Below are 25,114 nucleotides of genomic sequence, written 5' to 3' on the forward strand. Positions count from 1 at the left end.
CGCGGAACCCACGGGGCAAGATGTCATCGCGTGCCGAGACCGATTCGTTCCCCTCGGCCGGTCAGGTCCGCGGCAGTTCCTGGGCGAGCATCACCAGGATCCCGCTGGGACCGCGGAGGTAGGTGAGCCGGTAGACGTCCTGATAGTTCGCGACGCCCCGCAGCGGGAAGCAGCCGTGGCGGGCGGCGATCGCGAGGGACTCGTCGATGTCGTCGACCGCGAACGCGATCCGGTGCATGCCGATCTCGTTCGGGAGCGTCGGCGCCGTCTCGATCGCCTCGGGATGGATGTACTCGAACAGCTCGACGCGCCCGTGCCCGTCCGGCGTCTGCAGCACGGCGATCCTCGCGTGATTGCCGTCGAGTCCGACGGCGGTGTCCGTCCACTCCCCCGAGACCGTGTCACGCCCCAACACCGTGAGCCCGAGATCGGTGAAGAAGGCGATGGTCGCCTCGAGGTCCCGGACGGCGATGCCGACGTTGTCCATGCGGATGGCCATGCCCCGCACTCTACGCCTCGCGTCGTCGCAGGCTCCGGCGTCAGTGCGTGCCGGCCTCGACCAGGATCACGCCGCCGACGATCACGGCGAGCCCGATCGCCGTCATGACCGAGATGTGATCGCGGAACAGCACGCGTCCGAGCACGGCGGTCGCGGCGACGCCGAGCGCCGCCCAGACCGCGTACGCGATGCCGACCGGCATGCCCAGCGCCAGCACGGCCCCGAGCAGCACGTACGAGGCGAGGTAGCCGAGCACGATCGCCGGGATGTGGCGCCGGCGCCGGAACCCCTCGGACGCGCGCAGGCTCAACGTCGCCGTCACCTCGGACGCGATCGCGCCCAGCAGCAGCAACCAGGTCATGAGGCGCTCCCTGATCCGCCGCGGGCGTGCCGGGTGCCGAGCTCCGCGAGGAGGACGCCGGCGATGATCACGCCGAGGCCCACGAGGGAGAGCGGGCTCAGCGCCTCGGCGAACAGCGCGGCGGCCGCGAGCGCCGTGAGCGCCACGCCGATCGCCGACCAGATGCCGTAGGCGACGCCCACGGGCATCCCACGGGTGAGCACGATCCCGAGCAGCCAGAACGACCCGCCGTAGCCGAGCACGACCACGCAGAGCCACCACCAGGATCCGCCCGTCGACACCGCCCGCAGGCTCAGCGTCGCACTGACCTCCAGGACGATCGCGAGCAGCAGAGGCGGCCAGGCGCTCGCCGGTCGCGGGGCTGCGGCCTCCGCGTCCGGCACGCCGCCGACGGGGTCAGCCGAGGACATCGCCCGGCTGCGCGGCCGTTCTTCCCGGCACCGCGCCGAGGGCCGCGGCGCGCCCCGCAGCGGGGGTCTCACTCATCGAAGCCCTCGGCGATCAGCTCGACGAGCTCCTCACGCTCCTCGACCGGGAGGAAGGCACCGGCAGCCGCGTTGAACTGGAAGGACTCCAGGTCCTCCAGGTCGTATCCGAAGGCGTCCACGAGCAGCGCCATCTCGCGGGTGAGCGAGGTCGCGCTCATCGTGCGGTTGTCGACGTTCACGGTCACCGCGAAGCCGAGCTGGTAGAGCAGGTCGAACGGGTGGTCGCCGAGCTCGGTCCCCCAGGCGGCGATCGCGCCGGTCTGCAGGTTCGACGACGGCGAGAGCTCGAGCGGGATCTCCCGGTCGCGCACCCAGCGCGCCAGATCCCCGAAGCGGACCTGCACCTCCTCGCCGTCGCGGTTGACGATCTCCAGATCCTCGGCGATGCGCACGCCGTGACCGAGGCGCAGCGCGCGGCCGTCGACCAGCGCGGAGCGGATCGAGTCCGGTCCCGCGGCCTCGCCCGCGTGCACGGTCGTGGGGAACATCTGCCCTGCCAGGTACTCGAACGTCTCCCGGTAGCGCGAGGACGGGTAGCCCGCCTCAGGGCCCGCGGTGTCGAAGCCGACCACGCCCCGGTCCCGGTTGGCGACCGCGAGCTCGGCGATCTCGCGCACCCGGTCGGTCTGCCGCATCGCGGAGAGCAGCTGTCCCACCCGGATGCTCTTGCCGCGGCTCTCGGCGGCGTCCTCGGCCTCGTCGATGCCGTCCTGCACGGCGTCGACCGCCTGCTGCAGGCTGAGCCCGGTCGTGAGGTGCAGCTCGGGCGCCCAGCGCACCTCGCCGTAGACGACGCCGTCGCGCACCAGGTCTTCGACGAACTCCCGCGAGATGCGGCGCAGGTTCTCGGCGCTCTGCATGACCGAGAGCGACACGTCGAACGTCTTCAGGTAGTCGACCAGGGATCCGGCCGCCGCCTGGGTGCGGAACCACATCGCCAGTGCCGTGGGGTCGGTGTGCGGCAGCTCGATCCCCGCCGCGTCGGCGAGCTCGATGATCGTGGCGGGACGGACCCCGCCGTCGAGGTGATCGTGCAGCGAGACCTTGGGGAGGCTCCGGAGGGACAGGCCCTCGACCTCCAGGTCGCCGTTCGCGTCGATGGGCATGACAGATCCTTCCTCAGCGGTCGATCGATGGGAATCGTCAGGGATGTTCCGAGAGGAACCGGACAGGGCGCCGCGCGGACGCCGCGCCCGGAATCAGCCTAGGCCGTGATGCGCTCGCGCACGAGGGGCGCGCGCTCGATGTGCTCCGCGCCGATCTCCCACGCGCCCTCGACCGCGTCCAGGGCGCGGTCGAACCGCGCCGCATCGTCGGCGGACAGCGTGAACACCGGATCCCCCGCGCGCACGGCGTCGCCGGGCTTCACGTGCAGGTCGATGCCCGCCGCGAACACCACGGCGTCCTCGGCGCGGGCACGGCCCGCCCCCAGGCGCCAGGCGCCGATGCCGAACGGCAGCGCGTCCATGCGGGTCACGAATCCGTCCGAGGGGGCGGTCACGGTGTGCGTCTCGCGCGCGGTCGGCAGCGCCGCGTCGGGGTCGCCGTCCTGCGCGCGGATCATGGCCTTCCAGGAGTCCATCGCGCGCCCGTCGTCGAGCGCGCGCTCCACATCCGCATCGGGCTGGCCGCTGAGCGCCAGCATCTCGCGGGCGAGGGCCAGGGTGAGCTCGCGGACGTCGGCGGGGCCGCCGCCGGCGAGCACCTCGACCGATTCGCGCACCTCGTTGGCGTTGCCGATCGCGAGGCCCAGAGGGACGTTCATGTCGGTGAGCAGCGCGGTCGTGTGCACGCCCGAATCGGTGCCGAGCGCCACCATGGTGCGGGCGAGCTCGCGGGCGCGGTCGATGTCCTGCATGAAGGCGCCGGATCCGAACTTGACGTCCAGGACGAGCGCATCGGTGCCCTCGGCGATCTTCTTCGACATGATGCTCGAGGCGATCAGCGGGATCGCCTCGACCGTGCCGGTGACGTCGCGCAGTGCGTAGAGCTTCTTGTCGGCGGGGGCGAGGCCGGATCCTGCCGCGCAGATCACCGCGCCGACGTCTCCCTGCAGCTGCGCGAACATCTCCTCGTTGCTGAGCGCGGCCCGCCAGCCGGGGATCGCCTCGAGCTTGTCCAGGGTGCCGCCGGTGTGGCCGAGGCCGCGCCCGCTCAGCTGCGGGACCGCCACGCCGAAGCAGGCGACGAGCGGTGCGAGCGGCAGCGTGATCTTGTCCCCGACGCCGCCGGTGGAGTGCTTGTCGACGGTCTTCTTGCCGAGCGCGGCGAAGCTCATCCGCTCCCCCGATGCGATCATCGCGTCGGTGAGCACGCGGATCTCGTCGCGCTCCATGCCGCGCTGGAACACGGCCATCGCGAACGACGCCATCTGCGGGTCCGTGACGTAGCCGCGCGTGTAGGCGTCGACCATCCAGCGCAGCGCGGGCTCGGGCACGGTCCCGCCGTCGCGCTTGGCGCGGATCACGTCGACGGCATCAAAAGGCTCAACACTCAACGGACGTTCTCCAGATCTCTCGGCCCGAACGCGTCGGGCAGCACTTCGTCGATGGTCCTGATGCCGGACACGGTCTCGAGCAGCATCCCCGGTGCGGAGTGCTCGTACAGCAACTGCCGGCAGCGGCCGCAGGGCATGATCGTCTCGCCCTCGCCGTTCACGCAGAGGAACGCGACGAGACGCCCGCCTCCCGACATGAACAGGTCTCCGACCATCGCGCACTCGGCGCACAGCGTCACGCCGTAGGACGCGTTCTCAACGTTGCAGCCGGACACGATCCGGCCGTCGTCCACGAGCGCCGCCGCTCCCACGCGGTAGTGCGAGTACGGCGCGTAGGCCTTCTGCTGAGCCTCGTCGGCGACCCGGCGCAGCTCGTCCCAGTCGATGTCCATGAACGTCCCCCTAGGACTTGATGTACGGCTTGCCGTCGGCCGCCGGCGCCTTGATCTGGCCGACGAAGCCGACCACGGCGAGGATCGTCACGACGTACGGCAGCATCAGCATGAACTCGCCGGGGATCGGCGTGCGCAGCACCGTGAGCAGGTTCTGCAGGTTGGTCGCGAAGCCGAACAGCAGGGCCGCGAGGGCTGCGCGCACCGGATCCCACCGGCCGAAGATCACCGCGGCCAGCGCGATGAAGCCGAGGCCCGCGGTCATGTCCTTGGTGAACTGCGGCACCGAGACGAGCGTGAAGTACGCGCCGCCGATGCCGGCGATCGCGCCCGCGAGCTGGAGGTTCCAGAACCGCGTCGGGTTGACCTTGATGCCGACCGTGTCGGCGGCGTGGGGGTGCTCGCCGACCGCGCGCACACGCAGGCCCCAGCGGGTGCGGTACATCGCCCAGGCGACGAGCGCCACGACGACGTACATCAGGTAGACGAGGAAGGTCTGGTTGAACAGCGCGGGGCCGATCACCGGGATGTCGCCGAGGATCGGGATCTTGATGAGCGAGAACCGGGTGGGGCTGTTGAGCGCCTGCGCGTTCGGGGCGAGCACGCCCTGGTACAGGAAGCCGGTCAGGCCCGAGGCGAAGACGTTCAGCACGACGCCGACGATCACCTGGTCGACCAGGTACTTGATCGCGAACGCGCCCAGGACGAGCGAGATCAGGATGCCGCCGAACATCGCGCCGATGAGGCCCACGAACGGGTTGTGCGTGAGGGATCCGAGGATCGCGGCGGTGAAGGCGCCGAGCAGGAACTGGCCCTCGATCGCGACGTTCACGACGCCCGCGCGCTCGCCGATCACGCCGGCGAGGGCGCCGAACACGAGCGGCACCGCGAGCGAGATGGATCCGCCGAGCAGGCCGGTCAGCGTGATCGCGCCTCCCGCGCCGGCACCGGCCCAGGTGAGGAACGCCGTCATCGCCAGCAGGGCGTACACGATCGGCAGCCATAGCGCGATCTTGCGGTACTGCAGCGCCGCGACGAGCGTGAGCACGCCGAGCACGAGCGCGAGCGCCCACGCGATCCACAGCAGCGGGCCCGCGGGCACCGGGATGTCGCCCAGGTGGATCGCCGCGCTCGCCTCGGAGAGGCGGAACGTCGTGGTCCCGTAGCGGGGCGCGAAGAGGAACAGCAGGCCCAGGAGCGCGGCGATCGCGAGCAGCGTGATCGGCGTCTTCAGGGAGCGGACCTTGACGACGGTCGGCGCGTCGAGGACGGGCGCCGAGGTGAGGGAGGTGCTCATGCGGCCGCCGCCTTCGTGTCGGAGGAATCGGAGTTCTTCAGGGCGCGGCGCGCGATCCGGGCCTTGGAGCGCTGCGAGCGCTCGGAGTCGTCCTTGGGCAGGAAGAAGATCGTGCGGATCAGCGGAGGCGCCGCGATGAACAGCACGATGAGCGACTGCACGACGAGCACGATGTCGACCGGGATCGACTGCAGCGCCTGCATCGGGAACGACCCGGCCTTGAGCGCGCCGAACAGCAGCCCCGCCCAGAAGGTGCCCCAGGCGCGGCTGCGACCGAGCAGCGCGACCGTGATGGCGGTGAAGCCGATGCCGGCGTCGATGCCGCCGTCGAAGCCGCCCGTGATCGTGCTCTGGATCTGGAACATGCCCGCCAGGCCCGCGAGACCGCCGGAGAAGAGCATCGCGTAGATGTAGACCCGAGGCACGCTGATTCCCGCGGCCCGCGCGGCGCTGGGGTTCTCCCCCACGGCACGCATCCGGAAGCCGAGGCTCGAGCGCTCGACGAGCCACCACACGAACAGGGTCGCGACGATGACGATCGGGAAGCCCCAGTCGATCAGGTCGAGTCCGGGGAGCTTGGGCAGCACCGCGCTCGCCGGCGTCGGCCGCGAGATCGGCTGGATCTGACCCGGCCGCTGCAGCAGCTGCGGCACCTGCACCATCCACGTCACGAGATAGAACGCGATGTAGTTGAGCATGATCGTGAGGATGACCTCGTGGGCGCCCGTGCGCGCCTTGAGCAGTCCCACGAGCCCGCCCCAGAGCGCACCCGCGACGATGCCGACGATGAGGGTCAGCGGGATCTGGATGAGCGCCGGCAGGTTCAGCTGGAAGGTGACCAGGGCCGCCGCCGCGCAGGCGATGAGCATCTGGCCGCGCGCGCCGATGTTGAACAGGCCCACCCGGAACGCGACCGCGATGCCGAGCCCGGCCGCGATGAGCGGCGCCGCGAAGGCGATCGTGCTGCCCAGCGGCTTGACCGCGGACCAGAAGTCGGTGGCGCCGAAGTCGATCACGGATCCGTTGAACAGCGCCGCGTAGGCGCCGGCGACGACCGTCCACGCCGCGCCCAGGGTGTCTCCCGGCCGCGCGAAGAAGTAGCCGGACGCGGCCTGCACGTCGGGGCTGGTGACGGCGATCAGTACGCCGCCGACGACGAGGGCGAGCACGATGGCGAGCACGGTGGTGACCGCGCTGCCGCGCAGGATCTCGCGCAGCAGGCGGTTCGAGACCGGGATCTCCTGGATGTTGCGGGTCATCGGCGGCTCCGGCGCCGGAGCCTGAGGTTCGGTCGCGGTGCTCATGCGGCTGCCTCCGTCGGGTTCTCGCCGGCCATCATCAGGCCGAGCACATCGCGCGGGGTGTCTCCGGGGACGATCCCGACCACGCGTCCGCGATACATGACCGCGATGCGGTCGGCGAGGGCGGTGACCTCGTCCAGTTCGGTCGACACCACGATCACCGGGATGCCGGCGTCGCGCGTGGCGACGATGCGCTTGTGGATGAACTCGATGGATCCGACGTCCACGCCGCGGGTCGGCTGCGAGGCCAGCAGCAGCTTGAGGTCGCGGTTGAGCTCGCGCGCGATCACGACCTTCTGCTGGTTCCCGCCGGAGAGGGAGCCGGCCGCCTGGCCGGGACCCTGGGTGCGGATGTCGAACTCTGAGATCCGCGCCTTCGCGAAGTCGTCGAGCACGCCGCGCAGGATCGTCCCGAAGCGGCTGAACGCCGGGTCGTCGGAGCGGTCGAGGATGAGGTTCTCGGCGACCGAGAAGCCGCCGACCAGACCGTCCTCGTTGCGGTCCTCCGGCACGAATCCGACTCCGGCGTCGAGCACCTGGTGCACGTTGCGGCCGACCAGCTCGACGCCGTTCAGCGAGATGGAGCCCGTCATGCGCGAGCCGAGTCCGATGATCGCCTCGGCGAGCTCCGTCTGCCCGTTGCCCTGCACGCCCGCGATCGCGAGCACCTCGCCCGGGCGCACGTCGAAGGTCACGTCGTCGACGACCACGACGCCGTCGGGCGCGATCACGCGCAGGTCCTTCACGCGCAGGCCGCCCTCGCCGATCTTCGGCGGGTCCTTGTGCACCGTGAGCTCGACCGCGCGTCCCACCATCATGGACGCCAGCTCGGTGTTGGAGGACTTGGGGTCGGCCTCGCCGACCACCTTGCCCAGCCGGATCACCGTGATCTTGTCGGCGATGGCGCGCACCTCGCGCAGCTTGTGCGTGATGAACACGATCGCCGTGCCCTCATCGCGCAGCTGCTTCATGATCTCCATGAGCTCGTCGGTCTCCTGCGGCGTGAGCACGGCGGTCGGCTCGTCGAAGACCAGCACCTTCGCGTCGCGGCTCAGCGCCTTGATGATCTCCACGCGCTGCTGCACGCCGACGGGGAGGTCGCCGACGATCGCGTCGGGGTCGACCTCGAAGCCGAAGCGGGCGGCGACCTGGCGCACGTGCTCACGGGCGGCGGCGATGTCCAGCACGCCGAGCGCCTTGGACTGCTCGTGACCGAGCATCACGTTCTCGGCGACGGTGAACACCGGGATGAGCATGAAGTGCTGGTGCACCATGCCGATGCCCGCCGCCATGGCGTCGCCGGGGCCGCGGAAGTGCTGCGGCACGCCGTCCAGCAGGATCTCGCCCTCGTCGGCCTGGTACAGGCCGTAGAGGACGTTCATCAGGGTCGACTTGCCGGCCCCGTTCTCGCCCAGCAGGGCGTGGATCTCGCCGCCTTCGACGACCACGTCGATGTGATCGTTGGCGACCAGGGATCCGAAGCGTTTGGTGATGCCGCGGAGCTCGAGCTTCATAGTGGTGACCCTATCCGGGAAGACGTGTCTCAAGAAGAGCGCGGGACGTCCGGCCCGCCGATCGAGCCGTCAGGCTGCGATGGCGGACCGGAACGTCCCGCGTCGAAGGTGGATTACTTCGGGGAGCTGGGCGAGGTGACCTTGATGTCGCCCTTGATGATCTTGTCCTGCAGCGCCTTCAGCTCGTCCGTCAGGCCCTTCGGGAGCTTGCTCTCGAAGGAGTGGAAGGACGACAGGCCCACGCCGTTGTTCGCCAGGGTGCCGACGTACGCCGTCGGGTCGAAGGAGCCCTTCGCCGTCTCGGTGACCGTGCTGTACACCGCGTCGTCGATCCGCTTCATGATCGAGACCAGGATCTGGTCGGCGACCGACGGGTCGGCCACGGCGAGGTCGGAGTCGACGCCGAGCATGACCGTCTTCTTGCCGCTGTCCTTGATCGCCGCGCTGGCGGAGAGGTAGATCGGGCCGCCGACCGGGAGGATCGGGTCGACGCCCTGGTCCAGCACCGAGTTCGCGGTCTGCTTGGCGACGTCGTTCGCCTGGAAGGCGCCGGTGAAGGAGCCGTCCTGCTTGTCCTTGTCCCAGCCGACGACGGCGACGTTGGCGCCCTTGTCCTCGTTGTACTTCTTGACGCCGTCGACGTAGCCGTCCATGAAGATCGTCACCGGCGGGATCTTCATGCCGCCGAAGGTGCCGACCTTGTTCGCGCCGGACTGCGCCGACCAGGCCGCCGCGGCGTAGCCGCCGAGGTAGGCCGCCTGAGCGGTGTCGAACAGCAGCGGCTTGATGTTCGGCGCCGCCGGCTTTCCGGTGTTCTTGGGGTCGGCCATCGAGTCGATGATGCCGAAGTTCAGCTTCGGGTTGGCGATGGCCGCGTCGGCGATCGCCTGGTCCAGCTTGAAGCCGACGCCGATGATCAGGGTGCACTTGCCCGCGATGAGGGAGTCGATGTTCGGCTTGTAGTCGCCGTCCGCCTTGGACTCGACCGTGATCGGCTTGACGCCGAGGTCCTTGCCGGCCTTCTCGATGCCGTTCTTCGCCGACTCGTTGAAGGACTTGTCGTTGAACCCGCCGCTGTCGGAGACGAGGCAGGGCTTGAAGTTGGCGTCGGCGGGCTTCGCCGCGCTCGAGCTCGCCGGGGCAGGAGCGGAGCCGCAACCTGCGAGGGCGACGATGACACCGGCCGCGACGGTCGCGCCGATCAGCTTCTTGGTGAGGGAGATGGTCACTCGGGCCTCCAGAACACGAGCCCGCGGCCATCGCGGGACACTTGAAAGTTACCGACTATGACGGGGATCGGGCATCCTCGTCCGTGTCGCTGGAGTCAATGGTTACAAACATGAGATCACATGCGCTCGTCCATGCTCATATGAGCAGGACACCCGAACCATCCCTGCTTTCGTGCAGAGTCATGCGCATCTGCTGATGAACCGCCGACGCGTCAGAGCACGTCGCCGCGGCCCGTGAGTTTGAGCGACTCGACCACACCCTTCACCCGCTGCGCGTGCTCGATGGTCGTCACGAGCAACGCGTCCGGCGTATCCACCACCACGATGTCCTGCACGCCGACGAGGCTGATCACCCGTGACGTCTGGCTGACCAGGATCCCGCTCGCCGCATCCGAGAGCACACGCGCAGACGGGCCGAGAACCGCGAGATCGTTCTTGCGCCCGTTCAGGATGAGCTTCGTGAGCGAGGCGAAGTCCCCCACGTCGTCCCAGTCGAAATGGCCGGGGACGACAGCCAGCCGTCCGCGTTCGGCCGCAGGTTCGGCGACCGCGTAGTCGATCGCGATCTTCGGCAGCGCCGGCCAGATCCTGTCCACCGCGGGCCCACGGCGCTCACGGTCATCCCACGCCTCTGCGAGCTCGGTCAGCCCCGCGTACAGGGCCGGTTGATGCAGTTCGATCTCCGCCAGCAGTGCATCAGCTCTCGCGATGAACATTCCGGCGTTCCAGAGGTAGCTGCGGTCGGCGACGTACGTCCGCGCGGTCGCGAGGTCCGGCTTCTCCACGAACCGCTCGACGAGCGCCGCCTCTCTCGCCCCTTCGACCACGAGCTCCGCACCCTGCTTGATGTACCCGAAGCCCACGGCGGGCTCGGTCGGAGTGATTCCGATCGTGACGATGTACCCCTTCCGGGCGACCTCGACCGCATCGCGCACGGCGAACTCGAACACCCGGGTGCCACGGATGACGTGGTCGGCGCTGAACGAGCCGATGATCACATCGGGGTCGCGACGATGCAGGATCGCCGCGGCGAGCCCGATCGCGGCAGCCGATTCCCGCGGCTCGGACTCCAGGAACACGTTGCTGTCGAGAATGCCGGGCAGCTGCGCCTCGACCGCTGCGCGATGGGCGCGTCCCGTGACGACCGCGATCCGGTCGGGGCCGGTCAGCGGCTCGAGACGGTCCCAGGTGTCACGAAGCAGCGACTGGCCCGATCCTGTCAGGTCATGCAGGAACTTCGGCGCATCCGCGCGCGACAGTGGCCACAGACGGCTCCCGATGCCTCCTGCGGGGATGACGGCGTAGAAGTCAGAGATCGGCTCGCGCATGAGCAACAGCGTATCGAGCGACGCTGCCAGGCCCTTCCGACACCACCGGAAGCGCGACCGAGACGATCGAGCGATCACGACCCGCACGATCGCAATCGTGCATGGTTCCGATCGCAGAACCGCATCGTGCTAAGGGTCGCCTTCGTCGCTCCCAGCCAGCTGACAGGAATAGGATGAGGGGGATCGGACGCCTGCGCGCCGCGATCCTTCGCTATCGATCAGGGAGGACGACTGTGTCCGCAAGCACTCGCTTGACACCTTCGATTGCGGAAACCACGTCCAAGACGCCGCGCGGCACCCTCTACCGGGGTCGCGAAGGCATGTGGTCGTGGGTTCTGCATCGCATCACCGGAATCGCCATCTTCTTCTTCCTCCTGGTGCACGTGCTCGACACGTCGCTCATCCGGGTCTCGCCGGAGGCATACGACGCCGTCCTCGGCACCTACAAGAACCCGGTCATGGGACTGGGCGAGACGGTGCTCGTCGCCGCGATCGTGTTCCACGCGCTGAACGGCCTGCGGATCATCCTGGTCGACGTGTGGTCCAAGGGCGCCCAGTACCAGCGGCAGATGTTCTGGATCGTCATCGGCCTCTGGCTGGTGCTGATGGCCGGCTTCGCGCCGCGCCACCTGATCAACGTGTTCTCGCACGTGGGAGGCGGAAGCTGATGGCCGCGGACGTCTTCACCACGCAGCACATGGCGGCTCCGCGCCGCAACAAGGGCTTCAACATCGAGAAGTGGGGCTGGATCTACATGCGCGTGTCGGGCGTCGTGCTCGTCGTGCTGATCTTCGGCCACCTGTTCGTCAACCTCATGCTCGGCGAGGGCATCCACGCCCTGGACTTCGCGTTCGTCGCCGGCAAGTACGCCACGCCGTTCTGGCAGTGGTGGGACGTGCTGATGCTGTGGCTGGCGCTCATCCACGGCGCCAACGGCATGCGCACGGTCGTCAACGACTACGTCGGCCACGCGGGCGTCCGCAAGACGCTCCTGGTGGTGCTCGGCCTGGCCGCCGCGCTGCTCATCGTGCTCGGCACCCTCGTCGTGTTCACCTTCGACCCCTGCAACGGCGTGTTCGAGAGCGGCGCCATGTGGGACACCTGCAAGGCGCTGGGCAAGTAGCCCGGCGATCAGCGACGAGACAGGCTCCCCCGCGGCAGCGGCGACAAGCTCAGAGAATAGGCAGAACCAGTGACCACTGAGACCCAGGATTCCGTCGTCAAGAACGGCGTGCACCACCATCAGTTCGACATCGTGATCGTCGGAGCCGGCGGCGCCGGCATGCGCGCGGCGATCGAGGCCGGCCCCGGCGCGAAGACCGCGGTGATCTCGAAGCTCTACCCCACGCGCTCCCACACGGGCGCGGCGCAGGGCGGCATGGCCGCGGCGCTCGCGAACGTCGAGGAGGACAGCTGGGAGTGGCACACCTTCGACACCGTCAAGGGCGGCGACTACCTCGTCGACCAGGACGCGGCGGAGATCCTCGCCAAGGAGGCCATCGACGCGGTCATCGACCTCGAGAACATGGGCCTTCCGTTCAACCGCACGCCCGAGGGCAAGATCGACCAGCGCCGCTTCGGCGGGCACACGGCCGAGCACGGCAAGACGCCCGTCCGCCGTGCGTGCTACGCGGCGGACCGCACCGGCCACATGATCCTGCAGACGCTGTTCCAGAACTGCGTCAAGCTCGGCATCAACTTCTTCAACGAGTTCTACGTGCTCGACCTCATCACGGTGAAGGACGAGGCCGGCAAGACCGGCATCGCCGGCGTCGTCGCCTACGACCTCTCCACCGGCGAGCTGCACGTCTTCCACGCCAAGGCCGTGATCTTCGCGACCGGCGGCTTCGGCAAGATCTTCAAGACCACCTCGAACGCGCACACCCTCACCGGAGACGGCGTCGGCATCGTGTGGCGCAAGGGCCTCCCGCTCGAGGACCTGGAGTTCTTCCAGTTCCACCCGACCGGCCTGGCCGGACTCGGGATCCTGCTCACGGAGGGCGCCCGCGGTGAGGGCGCGATCCTGCGCAACGCCTCGGGCGAGCGCTTCATGGAGCGCTACGCCCCCACGATCAAGGACCTCGCACCGCGTGACATCGTCGCCCGCTGCATGGTGCAGGAGGTCGCGGAGGGTCGCGGAGCCGGTCCGCACAAGGACTACGTGCTGCTGGACTGCACGCACCTCGGCGCCGAGGTCCTGGAGACCAAGCTCCCGGACATCACGGAGTTCGCGCGCACCTACCTCGGCGTCGACCCCGTCGTCGAGCCGGTCCCCGTGATGCCGACCGCGCACTACGCGATGGGCGGCATCCCGACCAACAACAGCGGAGAGGTGCTCGCCGACAACGACACGATCGTCCCCGGCCTGTACGCCGCGGGCGAGTGCGCCTGCGTCTCGGTGCACGGCGCCAACCGCCTCGGCACGAACTCGCTCCTGGACATCAACGTGTTCGGCAAGCGCAGCGGTCGCAACGCCGTCGAGTACGTCAAGACCGCCGAGTTCCTGCCCCTCCCCGAGGCGCCGGAGGCCGCGGTCAAGGAGATGCTCGAGGGGCTGCGCAACAACGCGGGCACCGAGCGCATCGCCGTGCTGCGCAAGAAGCTGCAGGAGGAGATGGACAAGGGCGCGCAGGTGTTCCGCACGCACGAGTCCCTCCAGCACGTGCTGGGCGTGATCGCCGAGCTCCGCGAGCGCTACAAGAACGTGCACGTCGACGACAAGGGCCACCGGTTCAACACCGACCTGCTCGAGGCCGTCGAGCTGGGCTTCCTCCTCGACATCGCCGAAGTCGTCGTCTACGCGGCGCAGAACCGCGAGGAGAGCCGCGGCGGCCACATGCGCGACGACTTCCCGAAGCGCGACGACGAGAACTACATGCAGCACACGATGGCGTACCTGACCGGCGACCCGCACTCGTCGACGCCGAGCGATCACATCCGGCTCGACTGGAAGCCGGTCGTGTTCACGAAGAACGAGCAGGGCGAGTTGAACTACCCGCCGATGGAGAGGAAGTACTGATGTCCGCCGCCGTCGTTGAGGAAGTCGTCTCCGAGGCCGTCGTCGAGGACTCGGGCGTGCAGTCCTTCCTCGTCACGTTCAACATCCGCCGCTTCGACCCCGAGGTCGACAGCGAGCCGCACTGGGTCGACTACGACGTGGAGCTGTACTCGACCGACCGCGTGCTCGACGCGTTGCACAAGATCAAGTGGGAGGTCGACGGGTCCCTCACCTTCCGCCGCTCCTGCGCGCACGGCATCTGCGGCTCCGACGCGATGCGGATCAACGGCCGCAACCGCCTCGCCTGCAAGACGCTGATCAAGGACCTGGACATCTCCAAGCCGATCTACGTCGAGGCGATCAAGGGTCTGCCGCTCGAGAAGGATCTCGTCGTCGACATGGATCCGTTCTTCGCCGCATACCGCGAGGTGAAGCCGTTCCTGCTCGCCACCAGTGAGCCGGAGAAGGGCAAGGAGCGCGTGCAGTCGATCGCCGACCGCGCGATCTTCGACGACACCACCAAGTGCATCCTGTGCGCCGCGTGCACCTCGTCCTGCCCTGTGTTCTGGACCGACGGGCAGTACTTCGGCCCCGCCGCGATCGTGAACGCGCACCGCTTCATCTTCGACTCGCGCGACGACGCGGCCGACGTGCGCCTCGACATCCTCAACGACAAGGAGGGCGTCTGGCGCTGCCGCACGACCTTCAACTGCACCGAGGCGTGCCCCCGCGGCATCGAGGTCACCAAGGCGATCGCCGAGGTCAAGCAGGCGGTCCTGCGCGGCCGTCCGTAACAGGATCCCTTCCGCGTCTCCGAGAGGCGCCACCCCATGCGGGTGGCGCCTCTCGGAGTCTCCCCCGCCGTCGACGGGGAGCCCCGGAGCACTCGCTAGGGTGAGAGCGTGGTGGATTCGGAGCCGGAGCTGCGTGCGCGCTTCGAGGCGCCCATCGAGCGGGCCGCGGCGATCACCCGCCGCACCATGCGGGCCTTCCCGATCCGGGTGTGGCGGCGCTTCCTGCAGCGCAACGGTTTCCTGCTCTCCGCCGGGATGAGCTACCAGGGCCTGTTCGCGGTGTTCGGCATGCTCTATCTCGCCTTCGCCTCCGTCGGGCTCTGGCTCGGGGGCAGCGATCAGGCCATCCGCATCATCACGAGGATCGCGAACAGCTACATCCCGGGGATCGTGAGCGAGACCGGCCTCGTCCATCCCGACGACGTCCAGGGGATCGCGGCCGACTCCTCGACGCTGTTCAGCATCACGGGCGTGATCGCGGCGGCCGTGGTCGCCTGGACGGGCATCACGGCGGTCACCTTCACCCGGCGGGCGGTGCGCGACATCTTCGGGCTCCCCTACGACAACCGCAGCTTCGTGCTGCTGAAGGTCCGCGACGGGCTCGCCGGCGCGGCCTTCGGCCTGGCGCTGCTGGTCGGATCCGTCCTCGGCTTCGTCGGAGTCTGGGCCCTGCGGCAGGTGCTCGACCTCTTCGGCTGGCACCTCGGCACGACGGCGTTCGACGCGGTGACGCGGCTGGGCTCCGTCGTCGTCATGTTCGCGATCGACTCGGCCGCGATCGCGCTGCTCGTGCGGTTCCTCACCGGCACGAGGCTGGCCTGGGGCACGATCCTGCCGGGATCGATGCTGGGCGGCGGCGCCGTCGTGGTCCTGCAGCTCGGTGCGAGCCTCCTGCTCGCCCACACCCCCAGCAACCCCCTGCTCGCCACGTTCGCCGTGATCGTGGCGATGCTGCTGTGGTGCCGGTGGGTGGCGGTCGTGATCCTGGTCGCCGCGGCCTGGATCGCACTGAGCGCAGAAGACAGGGATCAGCCGCTGCAGGAGGTCGACGAGGACGCCGCGCACCGCGCGGAGCTCGCCGCGCTCGTGCTGGCCGCCGAGGTCCGGCTGCGCCGTGCGGAGAAGGAGCACGAGAGCGCGCCGTGGTGGCGCCGGCGCGCGACGGCCCGCGCGGTGCGCGAGGCCCGTGAGGAGTGGGGCGACGCGCTCGCGGACGAGGCGGCCGCCGCCCCCGCAGAGGACGAGGAGGGCCTGCTCGGCCTGCTGCTCGAGGGTCCGCGGCGGGAGTCGTCGCGCACCGCAGGGGCGCGCGCGGAGCGTGGCCGCCGGGACGGGGATCCGCGCCGGAACGACGATGTCGGAGGCCCTCGTTAGGCTGGGAGCCATGCCCCACCTGCGTATCGCCACGGTCAACGTCAACGGGATCCGCGCCGCGGTCCGCAACGGAATGCACGGCTGGCTCGACGACGCCGGCGTCGACGTGCTCACGCTCCAGGAGGTGCGCGCGCAGGACGAGCACCTCGAGGCCGCCTTCCCCGGCTGGTCGATCCTGCACGACGAGGCGACGGCCAAGGGTCGCGCCGGCGTCGCGGTGCTGAGCCGCGAGCCCGCCCTCGCCTCCCGCACGACGCTCGGGCCCGACGATTTCGACTCTAAGGGCCGCTGGCTCGAAGCCGACTTCTCCCTCGGCGGAGCCCCGCTCACGGTCGTCAGCGCCTACGTGCACAGCGGCGAGGCCGACACACCGAAGCAGGACGAGAAGTGGAAGTTCCTCGACGCGATGACCACGCGCATGGGCGAGCTCGGCGACGACGGCGCCCTCGCCCTCGTCACGGGCGACCTCAACGTGGGGCACCGGCCCCTCGACATCCTGAACTGGAAGGGCAACGTCAAGAAGTCCGGCTATCTGGCCCGTGAGCGGGCCTACTTCGACCGCTTCCTCGGCGCCGCCGGCGAGCCCGTCGTGGGCCAGGAGGGCATCGGCCGGGGCATGGTCGGACAGCTCAGCGACACCCGCCCCTATGCGGCGGAGGGCGACGGCAAGGGGCTGGGCTGGGTCGACGTGGGACGCGCCGCGGCCGGCGAGGTCGCGGGTCCGTACACCTGGTGGACCATGCGCGGCCAGGCCTTCGACAACGACTCCGGCTGGCGCATCGACTACCACCTCGCCACGGCACCGCTCGCCGCCCGCGCGACGAACTACCGCGTCGCCCGCGCGGCGACCTACGCGGAGCGCTGGAGCGATCACACCCCGGTGATCGTCGACTACACGATCTGACCATCGCGTCCCGCCTGAGGCGGTCGGGCGGCGGATCCGCTCCCCATAGGATTGATCCGTGACGAAACCCCGCCTCTATTCAGGAATGCAGCCCTCCGCCGACTCCCTCCAGGCCGGCAACTACATCGGGGCGCTGCTGCAGTGGCGGGACCTGCAGACCTCCTACGACGCGTTCTTCTCCGTCGTCGACCTGCACGCGATCACCGTGCCGCAGGATCCCGCCGAGCTGCGCGAGAAGACCCGCCGCACCGCCGCGCAGTACATCGCGGCGGGCATCGAGCCCTCCCAGTCGACGCTGTACGTGCAGTCGCACGTGCGCGCGCACGCGGAGCTCGCCTGGATCCTCAGCACCATCACGGGCTTCGGCGAGGCCGGCCGGATGACGCAGTTCAAGGACAAGTCGTCGCGCTTCGGCGCGGACGCGACCTCGGTGGGCCTCTTCACCTACCCCGTGCTGATGGCCGCCGACATCCTGCTCTACCAGACCGACGTGGTGCCGGTGGGCGATGACCAGAAGCAGCACGTCGAGCTCACGCGCGATCTCGCGGAGCGGTTCAACTCCCGCTTCGGCGAGACGTTCGTCGTGCCGATCCCGGTGATCCAGAAGGACACCGCGCGGATCTACGATCTGCAGAACCCCACGTCGAAGATGTCCAAGTCGGCCGAGACCGACGCGGGCGTGCTGTGGCTGCTGGACGACCCGGCGAAGTCGGCGAAGAAGATCATGCGCGCCGTGACGGACAACGAGGGATCCGTCCGCTACGACCGCGAGAACAAGCCCGGCGTCTCGAACCTGCTCACGATCTACGCGGCGCTCACGGGCCGCCAGATCCCCTCCATCGAGGACGAGTACGCGGGTCGCGGCTACGGCGACTTCAAGAAGGGTCTCGCCGAGGTGGTCGTGAACGAGTTCGGCCCCGTGCGCGACCGCGCGAACGAGCTGCTCGCCGACCCCGCGGAGCTGGACCGCATCCTCGCGGCCAACGCCGCCCGTGCCGACGAGGTCGCCGACAGGACCCTCGCCGCGGTGTACGACAAGGTGGGCCTGCTCCGCCGCATCGCGCTCTGAGGCGCCCCGCATGCAGCCCGCGTCTCTCCGCACGGAGCGGCTGGTCCTCCGTCCGCCGACGCCGACGGACGCGGACGCGATCACCGCGGCGTGCCAGGATCCGGAGATCCCCCGCTGGACCACGGTTCCCAGCCCCTACGCGCGCGAGGACGCCGAGGACTTCATCCGGCTCACCGGCGAGTGGTGGGAGGACGGATCCGAGACCGTCTGGGCCGTGTTGGCGGACGACGTCCTCGTGGGCTCGATCGGGCTGCATCACATCGCCGACCACCGGACCGGCGGCGACGCCGAGCTCGGGTACTGGATCGCGGCGCCGGCCCGCGGTCACGGCTACCTCACCGAGGCGGCGCGCGCCGTGATCGACTGGGGCTTCGCGGAGCTCGGCCTCGCCCGCATCACCTGGCGCGCCGTGGTCGGCAACATCCCGTCCGCACGCAGTGCGCGGGCCCTCGGCTTCCGATACGAGGGCATGCACCGGCAGTTCCTGACCAGTCCTCGAGGCCGTGACGACGGCTGGATCGCGGGGCTCCTCCGCACGGACGACCGCGGGCCGGTCGCCTGGCCGATCGACCTCGGCTGAGGCGTCCTCCCCGACCTCATCACCGGCGGGCGGCCGGAGGGATCCGCCCCGATGTCGCATGCGGGTGGCAGGATGAACCCATGCCGGAGATGCCTGAGGTGCAGGGGCTGGTCGACTTCCTCGCGGACCGCGCGGTCGGACTCACCATCACGCGTGCCTCCGTGTCGGCGATCGCCGCGCTCAAGACCTTCGATCCTCCGGTGACGGCGCTCGGGGGCGCGCGCATCGAGGGCGCCGCACGGCACGGCAAGTTCCTGGACCTGACGCTGAACAGCGATGCCGAACCGCATCTGCACCTCGTGTTCCACCTGGCCAAGGCCGGGTGGCTGCGCTGGTACGACGCGCTGCCCACCACGCTGATCCGCCCCGGGAAGTCGCCGATCGCGCTGCGGATCGCGTTCGACGACGGCAGCGGCTTCGACCTCACCGAGGCGGGTACGAAGAAGTCCCTCGCCGTCTACGTCGTCCGGGATCCGGCCGACGTGCCCGGCATCGCGCGGCTGGGCCCGGATCCCCTGGATCCGTCGTTCTCGCGCGACGTGTTCGCGGCGCTGCTCGACGGGAGGCGCACCCAGATCAAGGGACTGCTGCGCGATCAGGCCGTGATCGGCGGCATCGGCAACGCGTACTCGGACGAGATCCTGCACGCCGCCCGGATGTCCCCCTACGCTCCCGCCGGGGGCCTCGGCGACGCCGACGTGACGCGGCTCTACGACGCGATGCAGTCGACGCTGCGCGACGCCGTGGCCGAGGCGAGCGGCAAGCCGCCGGCCGACCTCAAGGACGCGAAGCGCCGCGGCATGCAGGTGCACGCCCGCCGCGGCGAGGCATGCCCGGTGTGCGGCGACACAGTGCGCAGCGTGTTCTTCGCCGACCGGTCGCTGGAGTACTGCCCGACCTGCCAGACCGGCGGCAAGGTGCTCGCCGACCGCCGGCTGTCCCGGCTGCTGAAGTGACTCCGCGCGCGACATGAGGCGTCACAGAACCATCCACCGGAATGAAACCGGCACCGGCGCGTTGACTAAGCTGAGAGCAACACAACGTGCTCCGGGGTCGGTGAGAATCCGAACCGGCGGTGACAGTCCGCGAACCGAGGATCCGACAGGGATCCGAGGCCGATCCGGTGGAATTCCGGGACCGACGGTGATGCGAGCGAAGGCTTGCGAGTCCGGATGAGAGGAAGCACGCACGATCGACGTGCGCCCGACCCCGGTGGATCCGACCAGGATGAGGAAGGCGACATGACGGCGACAGCGGTGGAGCGGGCGGCGATGACGCATGCGCTCGAGATCGCGCGCCGGGGCCCCCGCGGGCTCAACCCGCAGGTCGGCGCCGTGATCCTCTCCCCCTCGGGCGATCTGCTCGCCGAGGGCTGGCACCGCGGTGCGGGCACCTCGCACGCGGAGGTCGACGCGCTCTCGAAGCTCGCGCCGGAGCATCTCCAGGGCGCGACCGCCGTCGTGACGCTCGAGCCGTGCAACCACACCGGGCGCACGGGCCCTTGCGCGCAGGCGCTCATCGACGCCGGCGTCCGCCGCGTGATCTATGCGCTGGACGATCCGGGAGCCGTCTCCGGCGGAGGCGCCGAGCGGATGCGCGCCGCAGGCCTCGACGTGGTCGCGGGCGAGCAGGCCGAGGCCGCGCGCGCCCTGATCGGCGACTGGCTGACGGTGCAGCGGCTCGGCCGCCCGCACGTGACCGTGAAATGGGCGCAGAGCCTGGACGGGCGTGCCGCCGCGGCCGACGGATCCAGTCAGTGGATCACCGGGCCCGCCGCCCGCACGGACGTGCACCTCCGGCGCGCCGAGGGCGACGCGATCGTGGTCGGCACGGGAACCGTGCTGGCCGACGACCCCGCCCTCACGGCCCGGGACGGCGACGCGCTGCTCCCCCGCCAGCCGGTCCCCGTGGTGATCGGCGCCAGGGAGACCCCCGCCGACGCCGCGGTGCGCCGGCACCCGCACGAGCCGCTGTTCTACACGGGCCACGACCTCGCCGCCGTCCTCGCGGACCTCCGGGATCGCGGGATCCAGCGCGTGTTCGTGGAAGGCGGCCCGACCCTTGCCAGCGCATTCCTCGCGGCGGGGCTCGCCGACGAGGTGCTCGCGTATCTCGCGCCCGTGCTGCTCGGGGGGCCGAAGCTCGCCCTCACCGACATCGGCGTGCCCTCGATCGGCGAGGCACGGCGCCTCGTCGTCGACGAGTGGCTGCCGCTCGGCGCGGACCTGCTCGTGGTCGCGCGCCCGCTGGACGCCGACGGCACGACCTTGGCCGGCGCCGCGCCGGCGCCCGCAGACCTGAACACCTCCCGGAACGAAGGAGCAGCCTGATGTTCACCGGAATCATCGAGGAGATCGGCGAGATCACCGCGATCGCGCACGCCGGCGACGGCTGGCGCCTGACCGTGCGCGCCCCGAAAGCGGCGTCCGACGCCGTGCACGGCGAGTCCATCGCCGTGAGCGGGGTATGCCTCACCGTCGTCGGATCCACCTCCGACACCTTCGACACCGACGTCATGAAGCAGACTCTCGACGTGGCGGCGATCGGCGGCGCGACCGTCGGCACGCGAGTGAACATCGAGAAGGCGATGCCGGTCGGCGCGCGCCTCGGCGGCCACATCGTCCAGGGCCACGTCGACGGGGTCGGCGAGGTGCTCGAGGTGCGCCCCGGAGCGCAGTGGAGCGTGCTGCGCATCTCCCTGCCGCACGATCTCGCCCCGCTCGTCGTGGACAAGGGATCCATCTCCGTCGACGGCACCTCGCTCACGGTCAGCGCCGTCAGCGAGCCGTCCGCGCCGACCGCCTGGTTCGAGGTGTCCCTGATCCCGGAGACCCTCTCTGCCACCACGCTCGGATCCCGGTCGGTCGGCGACCGCGTGAACCTCGAGACCGACATCCTCGCCCGGCACGTCGAGCGGCTGCTCGCGTTCCGCGCCGCAGACGCAGGCGCCGACAGCGCCGCCACACCGGAAGGAGGCTCGCGATGAGCCTTTCCACCATCGAAGAGGCGCTGGAGTCGCTCCGCGCCGGCCGCCCCGTGCTCGTCGCGGACGACGAGAACCGCGAGAACGAGGGCGACGTCATCCTGTCGGCCGAGCTCGCGACGCCCGAGTGGATCGCGTGGACCGTGCGCTGGACCTCCGGGTACCTGTGCGCGCCCATGCCCGCCGACATCGCCGACGCCCTGAACCTGCCGCCGATGGTCGAGGCCAATGAGGACGCCCGCAGCACCGCGTACACGATCAGTGTCGACGCCGCCTCGGGAGTCACCACGGGCATCAGCGCGGCCGACCGCGCCCGCACGCTGAACGTGCTCGCGGACGCCTCGTCCACCCCGACCGACCTCATCCGCCCCGGGCACGTGCTGCCCCTGCGCGCGGTCGACGGCGGCGTGCGCCAGCGCGGCGGTCACACCGAGGCGGCCGTCGAGCTCATGCGCCTGGCGGGCCTGCGCCCGGTGGGCGCGATCGCCGAGGTCGTCGCCGAGGACGGCAGCATGATGCGCCTGCCCGGCCTCATGGAGCTCGGCGAACGCGACGGGATCCCTGTGATCACGATCGAGCAGCTCATCGCCCACCTCAACGAGACGGACCCGCGGGACGAGGCCGACTGCGTCGCGAACAACACCCGACGCCGGGTGAGCCTGCGCGCGGACGCCACGGTGCCCACCACGCACGGCGGGTTCCGCTTCCTCGCCTACAAGGACCGCATCACCGGCACCGACCACATCGCGGTCGTGTCCGGCGAGCCGACCGAGACCGCGCTGGTGCGGGTGCACTCCGAGTGCCTGACCGGCGAGGCGTTCGGATCCCTCAAGTGCGAGTGCGGTCCGCAGCTCGAAGCGGCCCTCGACGCGATCGAGCAGGACGGCGGCATCGTCATCTACATGCGCGGCCACGAGGGTCGCGGCATCGGCCTCATCAACAAGCTGCGCGCCTACGCGCTGCAGGAGGAGGGGCTCGACACCGTCGACGCCAACCTCGCGCTCGGCCTGCCCGCCGACGCCCGCGACTACGCCGCCGCCGCGGGGATCCTCACCGATCTCGGCGTGAAGAAGGTGCGCCTGCTCACGAACAACACCGACAAGGTGGCGCAGCTGCGCGACCTCGGCCTGGACGTGATCGAGCAGGTCCCGCTGATCGTGGGCGTCGGCCCCAACAACCACCAGTACCTCGAGACCAAGCGCGACCGCATGGGCCACATCATCGGCGAGTCCGAACTCGCCGCGGCCCTGGCGGCGAACGGCGCGGAGAACGGAAGAGACGACGCATGAGCGGCGCAGGAGCACCCACCACCGGCGGATTCGACGCGAGCGGCCTGAACGTCGTGATCGTCGCCGGCACCTGGCACGAGACGATCACGAACGGCCTCATCGCGGGCGCGCAGCGCGTGCTCGAGGAGACCGGCGCGAACCACCGCCTGGTGCGGGTCCCGGGCTCGTTCGAGCTCGCCGTGGCCGCCCAGGCCGCCTTCGCCGGCGGTGCGGATGCGGTGGTCGCGCTCGGCGTGATCATCCGCGGCGGCACCCCGCACTTCGAGTACGTCTCGGCCGCCACCACGGACGGCCTCACCCGGGTCTCGCTCGACGCGGGCAAGCCCGTCGGCTTCGGCGTGCTGACGCTGGACGACGAGCAGCAGGGTCTCGACCGTGCGGGCCTCGAGGGCTCCAAGGAGGACAAGGGCGCCGAGGCGGCCGACGCCGCCCTGCGCACCGCCCAGGTCATCCGCTCCCTGCGAGGCTGAGTCCTGCCCCGGCCCCGGGCACGGGCTGCCCCAGGCGCGGACCTTCTATCTCCGAGTCGTCCCCGTCAGCGCACGCTATGGCGTCCGCTGACGGGGACGACTCTGTTTGGATGAGTTTGCCTCGCTGATCTGGGGAAACTCGGGTCCAATGTCGGTGGTCCAGGGTTTACTGGAGGCATGGCAGACCTGAGCGGCGCGGTGAGGGATCCGGGGGCAGAACCCACGGATCCGAGTGTCGTGCTGACCGCTCTCGTCACCGGGTTGGAAGCGACCGAGGCCGCGATCATCCGGCTGCACGCGTTGCGGGAGGCGCAGCTCGCTGTGGCACAAGACGTCGCCGCAGCGATCGCGGCGTCCGAACGGTCCGGATCGACGCCGGGCGCTGCGGCCGAGCTCGCCGCCCGCTCCGTCGCCGCCCAGATCGCCGGGGTGCTGCACATGTCGGATCGGGTGGTGCAGGCCCGGATGGCGCGGGCGGCGGATCTGATGGCTCGGTTCCCCGCGACGATGCAGGCGTTCACAGATGCGCGGATCAATGCCGCGCATGTGCGGGTGATCCAGGACGCCGGTGCGCGTCTCGATGAGACGGTGCGGGCCGAGTTCGAGCAGATCGCGGTGGAGGCGTGTGCCGGGGAGACTCCGCATCGTGCGAAGCGGATCGTGGAGCGGGTCGCGGAGCGGTTGGCTCCGCGGAGTCTGACGGACCGGCACCGGGACGCGCAGGAGGACCGGAGGGTGTGGCGGGAGGACCTCGGTGACGGGCAGAAGGCCCTCGGCCTGATCCACTCCGCCGCGATCGTGGACGGGATCTACGACCGGCTCACCCAGCAGGCGCGCGCGGTCACGGTCGCGAACACGCAGGCCGCGAAGGATGCGGCCGGTGGGGTCGACCCGGATCCGGGTGGGCTCGGCGACCCCGACGATGACCGGACCATGGATCAGCTGCGCGCGGACCTCTGCGCCGACACCCTGCTCACCGGGGCGGCGTCCGGGCACGACACCACGGCCGGGCTGCTGTCCGCGATCCAGGCGCGGGTGGAGGTCACCGTTCCCGTGCTCACCCTCCTCGCACCTGATGCCACCGATGCGGCCGACGCCGGCACCTCGGACACCAGCGACACCAGCGACGCAGCGGACGCAGCCGACACCGCGGGCGCTGCCGGCACTGACGGCGACGCAGCCGATGGTGCCGGTGGACGCGCGGCGCGGGTCGGATCCGCTTCCCCGGGATCCGCTTCCCGGTTCGGTATCCGCACCGAGCAGCCCGGAGAACTCGCCGGCGGACAGCCCATCGACACCGACACCGCCCGCACCCTCGCCGGGAACGCGACCGCCTGGGAACGGGTCCTCACCCACCCCATCACCGGGGCGATCCTCGCCGTCGACCACTACCGACCCAACACCGACCTCCGCCGCCTCCTCCACGCCCGAGACTCCCGATGCCGGTTCCCGACCTGCGGACTCCCACCCCACACCCAAGACCTCGACCACACCATCGACGCCGCCCACGGCGGGTCCACGGAGGAGGGCAATCTCGGCGGGCTCTGCCGACGCCACCACGTCCTGAAGCATCAAACGGCGTGGACGGTGAAACAGCACGGCGCCGGGGTCCTGGAATGGACCAGTCCTGTCGGGCGCTCCTACATCGACCGGCCACCCCCGCCCGTGACGTTCACGATCGAGGATCCGGATTCACCGCCCAGAGCCGAAACCGCGCCGGCGCCGTTCTGACCGAGCGCCACGCAGC

The 25,114-nt window shown here is 70.2% G+C and carries 25 protein-coding genes; 14 read left to right on the plus strand and 11 right to left on the minus strand.

The window, feature by feature from the left end:
• Positions 1-61 precede the first annotated feature (61 nt).
• The 11 genes from ACIPY5_RS05505 to ACIPY5_RS05555 all read right to left on the minus strand — a co-directional run bounded on the left by ACIPY5_RS05505 (position 62) and on the right by ACIPY5_RS05555 (position 10,906).
• Entirely contained in the window at positions 62-499 is a 438-nt protein-coding gene (locus tag ACIPY5_RS05505) for a VOC family protein (RefSeq protein ID WP_309341769.1), read from the minus strand.
• Between the two features lie 40 nt (positions 500-539).
• A complete protein-coding gene (locus tag ACIPY5_RS05510; RefSeq protein ID WP_309341771.1) occupies positions 540-860 on the minus strand; it encodes a multidrug efflux SMR transporter in 321 nt (106 codons plus the stop codon).
• On the minus strand, positions 857-1,270 hold the full coding sequence (locus ACIPY5_RS05515) for an SMR family transporter (protein ID WP_309341773.1): 414 nt from the start codon (positions 1,268-1,270) through the stop codon (positions 857-859). The genes ACIPY5_RS05510 and ACIPY5_RS05515 overlap by 4 nt, the downstream gene beginning before the upstream one ends.
• Positions 1,271-1,338: 68 nt before the next feature.
• A complete protein-coding gene (locus ACIPY5_RS05520) occupies positions 1,339-2,454 on the minus strand; it encodes an adenosine deaminase (protein WP_309341775.1) in 1,116 nt (371 codons plus the stop codon).
• A gap of 98 nt (positions 2,455-2,552) precedes the next feature.
• The gene (locus ACIPY5_RS05525) at positions 2,553-3,845 is read right to left on the minus strand and encodes a thymidine phosphorylase (RefSeq protein ID WP_309341777.1); all 1,293 of its coding nucleotides are present in this window, start codon (positions 3,843-3,845) and stop codon (positions 2,553-2,555) included.
• A complete protein-coding gene (locus ACIPY5_RS05530) occupies positions 3,842-4,237 on the minus strand; it encodes a cytidine deaminase (protein WP_309341779.1) in 396 nt (131 codons plus the stop codon). Before ACIPY5_RS05530 ends, ACIPY5_RS05525 begins: the two co-directional genes overlap by 4 nt.
• 10 nt (positions 4,238-4,247) lie before the next feature.
• On the minus strand, positions 4,248-5,534 hold the full coding sequence (locus ACIPY5_RS05535) for an ABC transporter permease (protein ID WP_309341781.1): 1,287 nt from the start codon (positions 5,532-5,534) through the stop codon (positions 4,248-4,250).
• Entirely contained in the window at positions 5,531-6,838 is a 1,308-nt protein-coding gene (locus ACIPY5_RS05540; RefSeq protein ID WP_396652905.1) for an ABC transporter permease, read from the minus strand. The genes ACIPY5_RS05535 and ACIPY5_RS05540 overlap by 4 nt, the downstream gene beginning before the upstream one ends.
• Positions 6,835-8,349: an ABC transporter ATP-binding protein gene (locus tag ACIPY5_RS05545; RefSeq protein WP_400967622.1), complete on the minus strand. Its 1,515-nt coding sequence runs from the start codon at positions 8,347-8,349 to the stop codon at positions 6,835-6,837. The genes ACIPY5_RS05540 and ACIPY5_RS05545 overlap by 4 nt, the downstream gene beginning before the upstream one ends.
• 113 nt (positions 8,350-8,462) lie before the next feature.
• A complete protein-coding gene (locus tag ACIPY5_RS05550; protein WP_400967625.1) occupies positions 8,463-9,578 on the minus strand; it encodes a BMP family protein in 1,116 nt (371 codons plus the stop codon).
• A gap of 212 nt (positions 9,579-9,790) precedes the next feature.
• Complete coding sequence (locus tag ACIPY5_RS05555; protein ID WP_400967628.1) at positions 9,791-10,906, minus strand: mannose-1-phosphate guanylyltransferase; 1,116 nt, start codon at positions 10,904-10,906, stop codon at positions 9,791-9,793.
• A 233-nt stretch (positions 10,907-11,139) separates the two neighbouring features.
• Between ACIPY5_RS05555 and sdhC the strand changes: the two genes are divergently transcribed.
• From sdhC to ACIPY5_RS05625, 14 genes are all read left to right on the plus strand, one after another.
• Positions 11,140-11,574 carry a succinate dehydrogenase, cytochrome b556 subunit gene (sdhC, locus tag ACIPY5_RS05560; RefSeq protein ID WP_309341789.1) on the plus strand — a complete coding sequence of 145 codons (435 nt, stop codon included), beginning with the start codon at positions 11,140-11,142 and terminating at the stop codon, positions 11,572-11,574.
• Positions 11,574-12,029 (plus strand): succinate dehydrogenase hydrophobic membrane anchor subunit, encoded by a 456-nt coding sequence (locus ACIPY5_RS05565; RefSeq protein ID WP_309341791.1) that lies wholly within the window; start codon positions 11,574-11,576, stop codon positions 12,027-12,029. Before sdhC ends, ACIPY5_RS05565 begins: the two co-directional genes overlap by 1 nt.
• Before the next feature lie 69 nt (positions 12,030-12,098).
• The gene (gene sdhA / locus ACIPY5_RS05570; protein ID WP_400967633.1) at positions 12,099-13,925 is read left to right on the plus strand and encodes a succinate dehydrogenase flavoprotein subunit; all 1,827 of its coding nucleotides are present in this window, start codon (positions 12,099-12,101) and stop codon (positions 13,923-13,925) included.
• Entirely contained in the window at positions 13,925-14,698 is a 774-nt protein-coding gene (locus tag ACIPY5_RS05575) for a succinate dehydrogenase iron-sulfur subunit (protein ID WP_309340723.1), read from the plus strand. The genes sdhA and ACIPY5_RS05575 overlap by 1 nt, the downstream gene beginning before the upstream one ends.
• Before the next feature lie 108 nt (positions 14,699-14,806).
• Positions 14,807-16,072: a YihY/virulence factor BrkB family protein gene (locus ACIPY5_RS05580; RefSeq protein WP_400967637.1), complete on the plus strand. Its 1,266-nt coding sequence runs from the start codon at positions 14,807-14,809 to the stop codon at positions 16,070-16,072.
• Between the two features lie 10 nt (positions 16,073-16,082).
• Positions 16,083-16,976, plus strand: coding sequence for an exodeoxyribonuclease III (locus ACIPY5_RS05585; protein ID WP_400967640.1), 894 nt, complete (start codon positions 16,083-16,085; stop codon positions 16,974-16,976).
• 58 nt (positions 16,977-17,034) lie between these two features.
• On the plus strand, positions 17,035-18,045 hold the full coding sequence (trpS, locus tag ACIPY5_RS05590; protein ID WP_309340716.1) for a tryptophan--tRNA ligase: 1,011 nt from the start codon (positions 17,035-17,037) through the stop codon (positions 18,043-18,045).
• 10 nt (positions 18,046-18,055) lie between these two features.
• A complete protein-coding gene (locus tag ACIPY5_RS05595) occupies positions 18,056-18,625 on the plus strand; it encodes a GNAT family N-acetyltransferase (protein WP_400967644.1) in 570 nt (189 codons plus the stop codon).
• An 80-nt stretch (positions 18,626-18,705) separates the two neighbouring features.
• Positions 18,706-19,581 carry an Fpg/Nei family DNA glycosylase gene (locus ACIPY5_RS05600; RefSeq protein ID WP_400967647.1) on the plus strand — a complete coding sequence of 292 codons (876 nt, stop codon included), beginning with the start codon at positions 18,706-18,708 and terminating at the stop codon, positions 19,579-19,581.
• A 285-nt stretch (positions 19,582-19,866) separates the two neighbouring features.
• The gene (gene ribD, locus ACIPY5_RS05605) at positions 19,867-20,955 is read left to right on the plus strand and encodes a bifunctional diaminohydroxyphosphoribosylaminopyrimidine deaminase/5-amino-6-(5-phosphoribosylamino)uracil reductase RibD (protein ID WP_400967650.1); all 1,089 of its coding nucleotides are present in this window, start codon (positions 19,867-19,869) and stop codon (positions 20,953-20,955) included.
• The gene (locus ACIPY5_RS05610) at positions 20,955-21,611 is read left to right on the plus strand and encodes a riboflavin synthase (protein WP_400967653.1); all 657 of its coding nucleotides are present in this window, start codon (positions 20,955-20,957) and stop codon (positions 21,609-21,611) included. Before ribD ends, ACIPY5_RS05610 begins: the two co-directional genes overlap by 1 nt.
• Positions 21,608-22,897 (plus strand): GTP cyclohydrolase II, encoded by a 1,290-nt coding sequence (gene ribA, locus ACIPY5_RS05615; protein WP_400967656.1) that lies wholly within the window; start codon positions 21,608-21,610, stop codon positions 22,895-22,897. Before ACIPY5_RS05610 ends, ribA begins: the two co-directional genes overlap by 4 nt.
• Positions 22,894-23,367 (plus strand): 6,7-dimethyl-8-ribityllumazine synthase, encoded by a 474-nt coding sequence (ribH, locus tag ACIPY5_RS05620; protein WP_045251317.1) that lies wholly within the window; start codon positions 22,894-22,896, stop codon positions 23,365-23,367. The genes ribA and ribH overlap by 4 nt, the downstream gene beginning before the upstream one ends.
• Before the next feature lie 177 nt (positions 23,368-23,544).
• Entirely contained in the window at positions 23,545-25,098 is a 1,554-nt protein-coding gene (locus ACIPY5_RS05625) for a DUF222 domain-containing protein (protein WP_400967661.1), read from the plus strand.
• The last annotated feature ends 16 nt before the right edge of the window (positions 25,099-25,114 follow it).

The organism is Microbacterium sp. NPDC089698 (assembly GCF_044749045.1).
Classification (GTDB): Bacteria; Actinomycetota; Actinomycetes; order Actinomycetales; family Microbacteriaceae; genus Microbacterium.

Coding starts and splice junctions, on each gene's coding strand:
- ACIPY5_RS05505 (WP_309341769.1), bottom strand. CDS start 499: ATGGCCATCCGCATGGACAACGTCGGCATCGCCGTCCGGGACCTCGAG.
- ACIPY5_RS05510 (WP_309341771.1), bottom strand. CDS start 860: ATGACCTGGTTGCTGCTGCTGGGCGCGATCGCGTCCGAGGTGACGGCG.
- ACIPY5_RS05515 (WP_309341773.1), bottom strand. CDS start 1,270: ATGTCCTCGGCTGACCCCGTCGGCGGCGTGCCGGACGCGGAGGCCGCA.
- ACIPY5_RS05520 (WP_309341775.1), bottom strand. CDS start 2,454: ATGCCCATCGACGCGAACGGCGACCTGGAGGTCGAGGGCCTGTCCCTC.
- ACIPY5_RS05530 (WP_309341779.1), bottom strand. CDS start 4,237: ATGGACATCGACTGGGACGAGCTGCGCCGGGTCGCCGACGAGGCTCAG.
- ACIPY5_RS05535 (WP_309341781.1), bottom strand. CDS start 5,534: ATGAGCACCTCCCTCACCTCGGCGCCCGTCCTCGACGCGCCGACCGTC.
- ACIPY5_RS05540 (WP_396652905.1), bottom strand. CDS start 6,838: ATGAGCACCGCGACCGAACCTCAGGCTCCGGCGCCGGAGCCGCCGATG.
- ACIPY5_RS05545 (WP_400967622.1), bottom strand. CDS start 8,349: ATGAAGCTCGAGCTCCGCGGCATCACCAAACGCTTCGGATCCCTGGTC.
- ACIPY5_RS05555 (WP_400967628.1), bottom strand. CDS start 10,906: ATGCGCGAGCCGATCTCTGACTTCTACGCCGTCATCCCCGCAGGAGGC.
- ACIPY5_RS05565 (WP_309341791.1), top strand. CDS start 11,574: ATGGCCGCGGACGTCTTCACCACGCAGCACATGGCGGCTCCGCGCCGC.
- ACIPY5_RS05575 (WP_309340723.1), top strand. CDS start 13,925: ATGTCCGCCGCCGTCGTTGAGGAAGTCGTCTCCGAGGCCGTCGTCGAG.
- ACIPY5_RS05585 (WP_400967640.1), top strand. CDS start 16,083: ATGCCCCACCTGCGTATCGCCACGGTCAACGTCAACGGGATCCGCGCC.
- ACIPY5_RS05595 (WP_400967644.1), top strand. CDS start 18,056: ATGCAGCCCGCGTCTCTCCGCACGGAGCGGCTGGTCCTCCGTCCGCCG.
- ACIPY5_RS05600 (WP_400967647.1), top strand. CDS start 18,706: ATGCCGGAGATGCCTGAGGTGCAGGGGCTGGTCGACTTCCTCGCGGAC.
- ribD (WP_400967650.1), top strand. CDS start 19,867: ATGACGGCGACAGCGGTGGAGCGGGCGGCGATGACGCATGCGCTCGAG.
- ACIPY5_RS05610 (WP_400967653.1), top strand. CDS start 20,955: ATGTTCACCGGAATCATCGAGGAGATCGGCGAGATCACCGCGATCGCG.
- ribA (WP_400967656.1), top strand. CDS start 21,608: ATGAGCCTTTCCACCATCGAAGAGGCGCTGGAGTCGCTCCGCGCCGGC.
- ribH (WP_045251317.1), top strand. CDS start 22,894: ATGAGCGGCGCAGGAGCACCCACCACCGGCGGATTCGACGCGAGCGGC.
- ACIPY5_RS05625 (WP_400967661.1), top strand. CDS start 23,545: ATGGCAGACCTGAGCGGCGCGGTGAGGGATCCGGGGGCAGAACCCACG.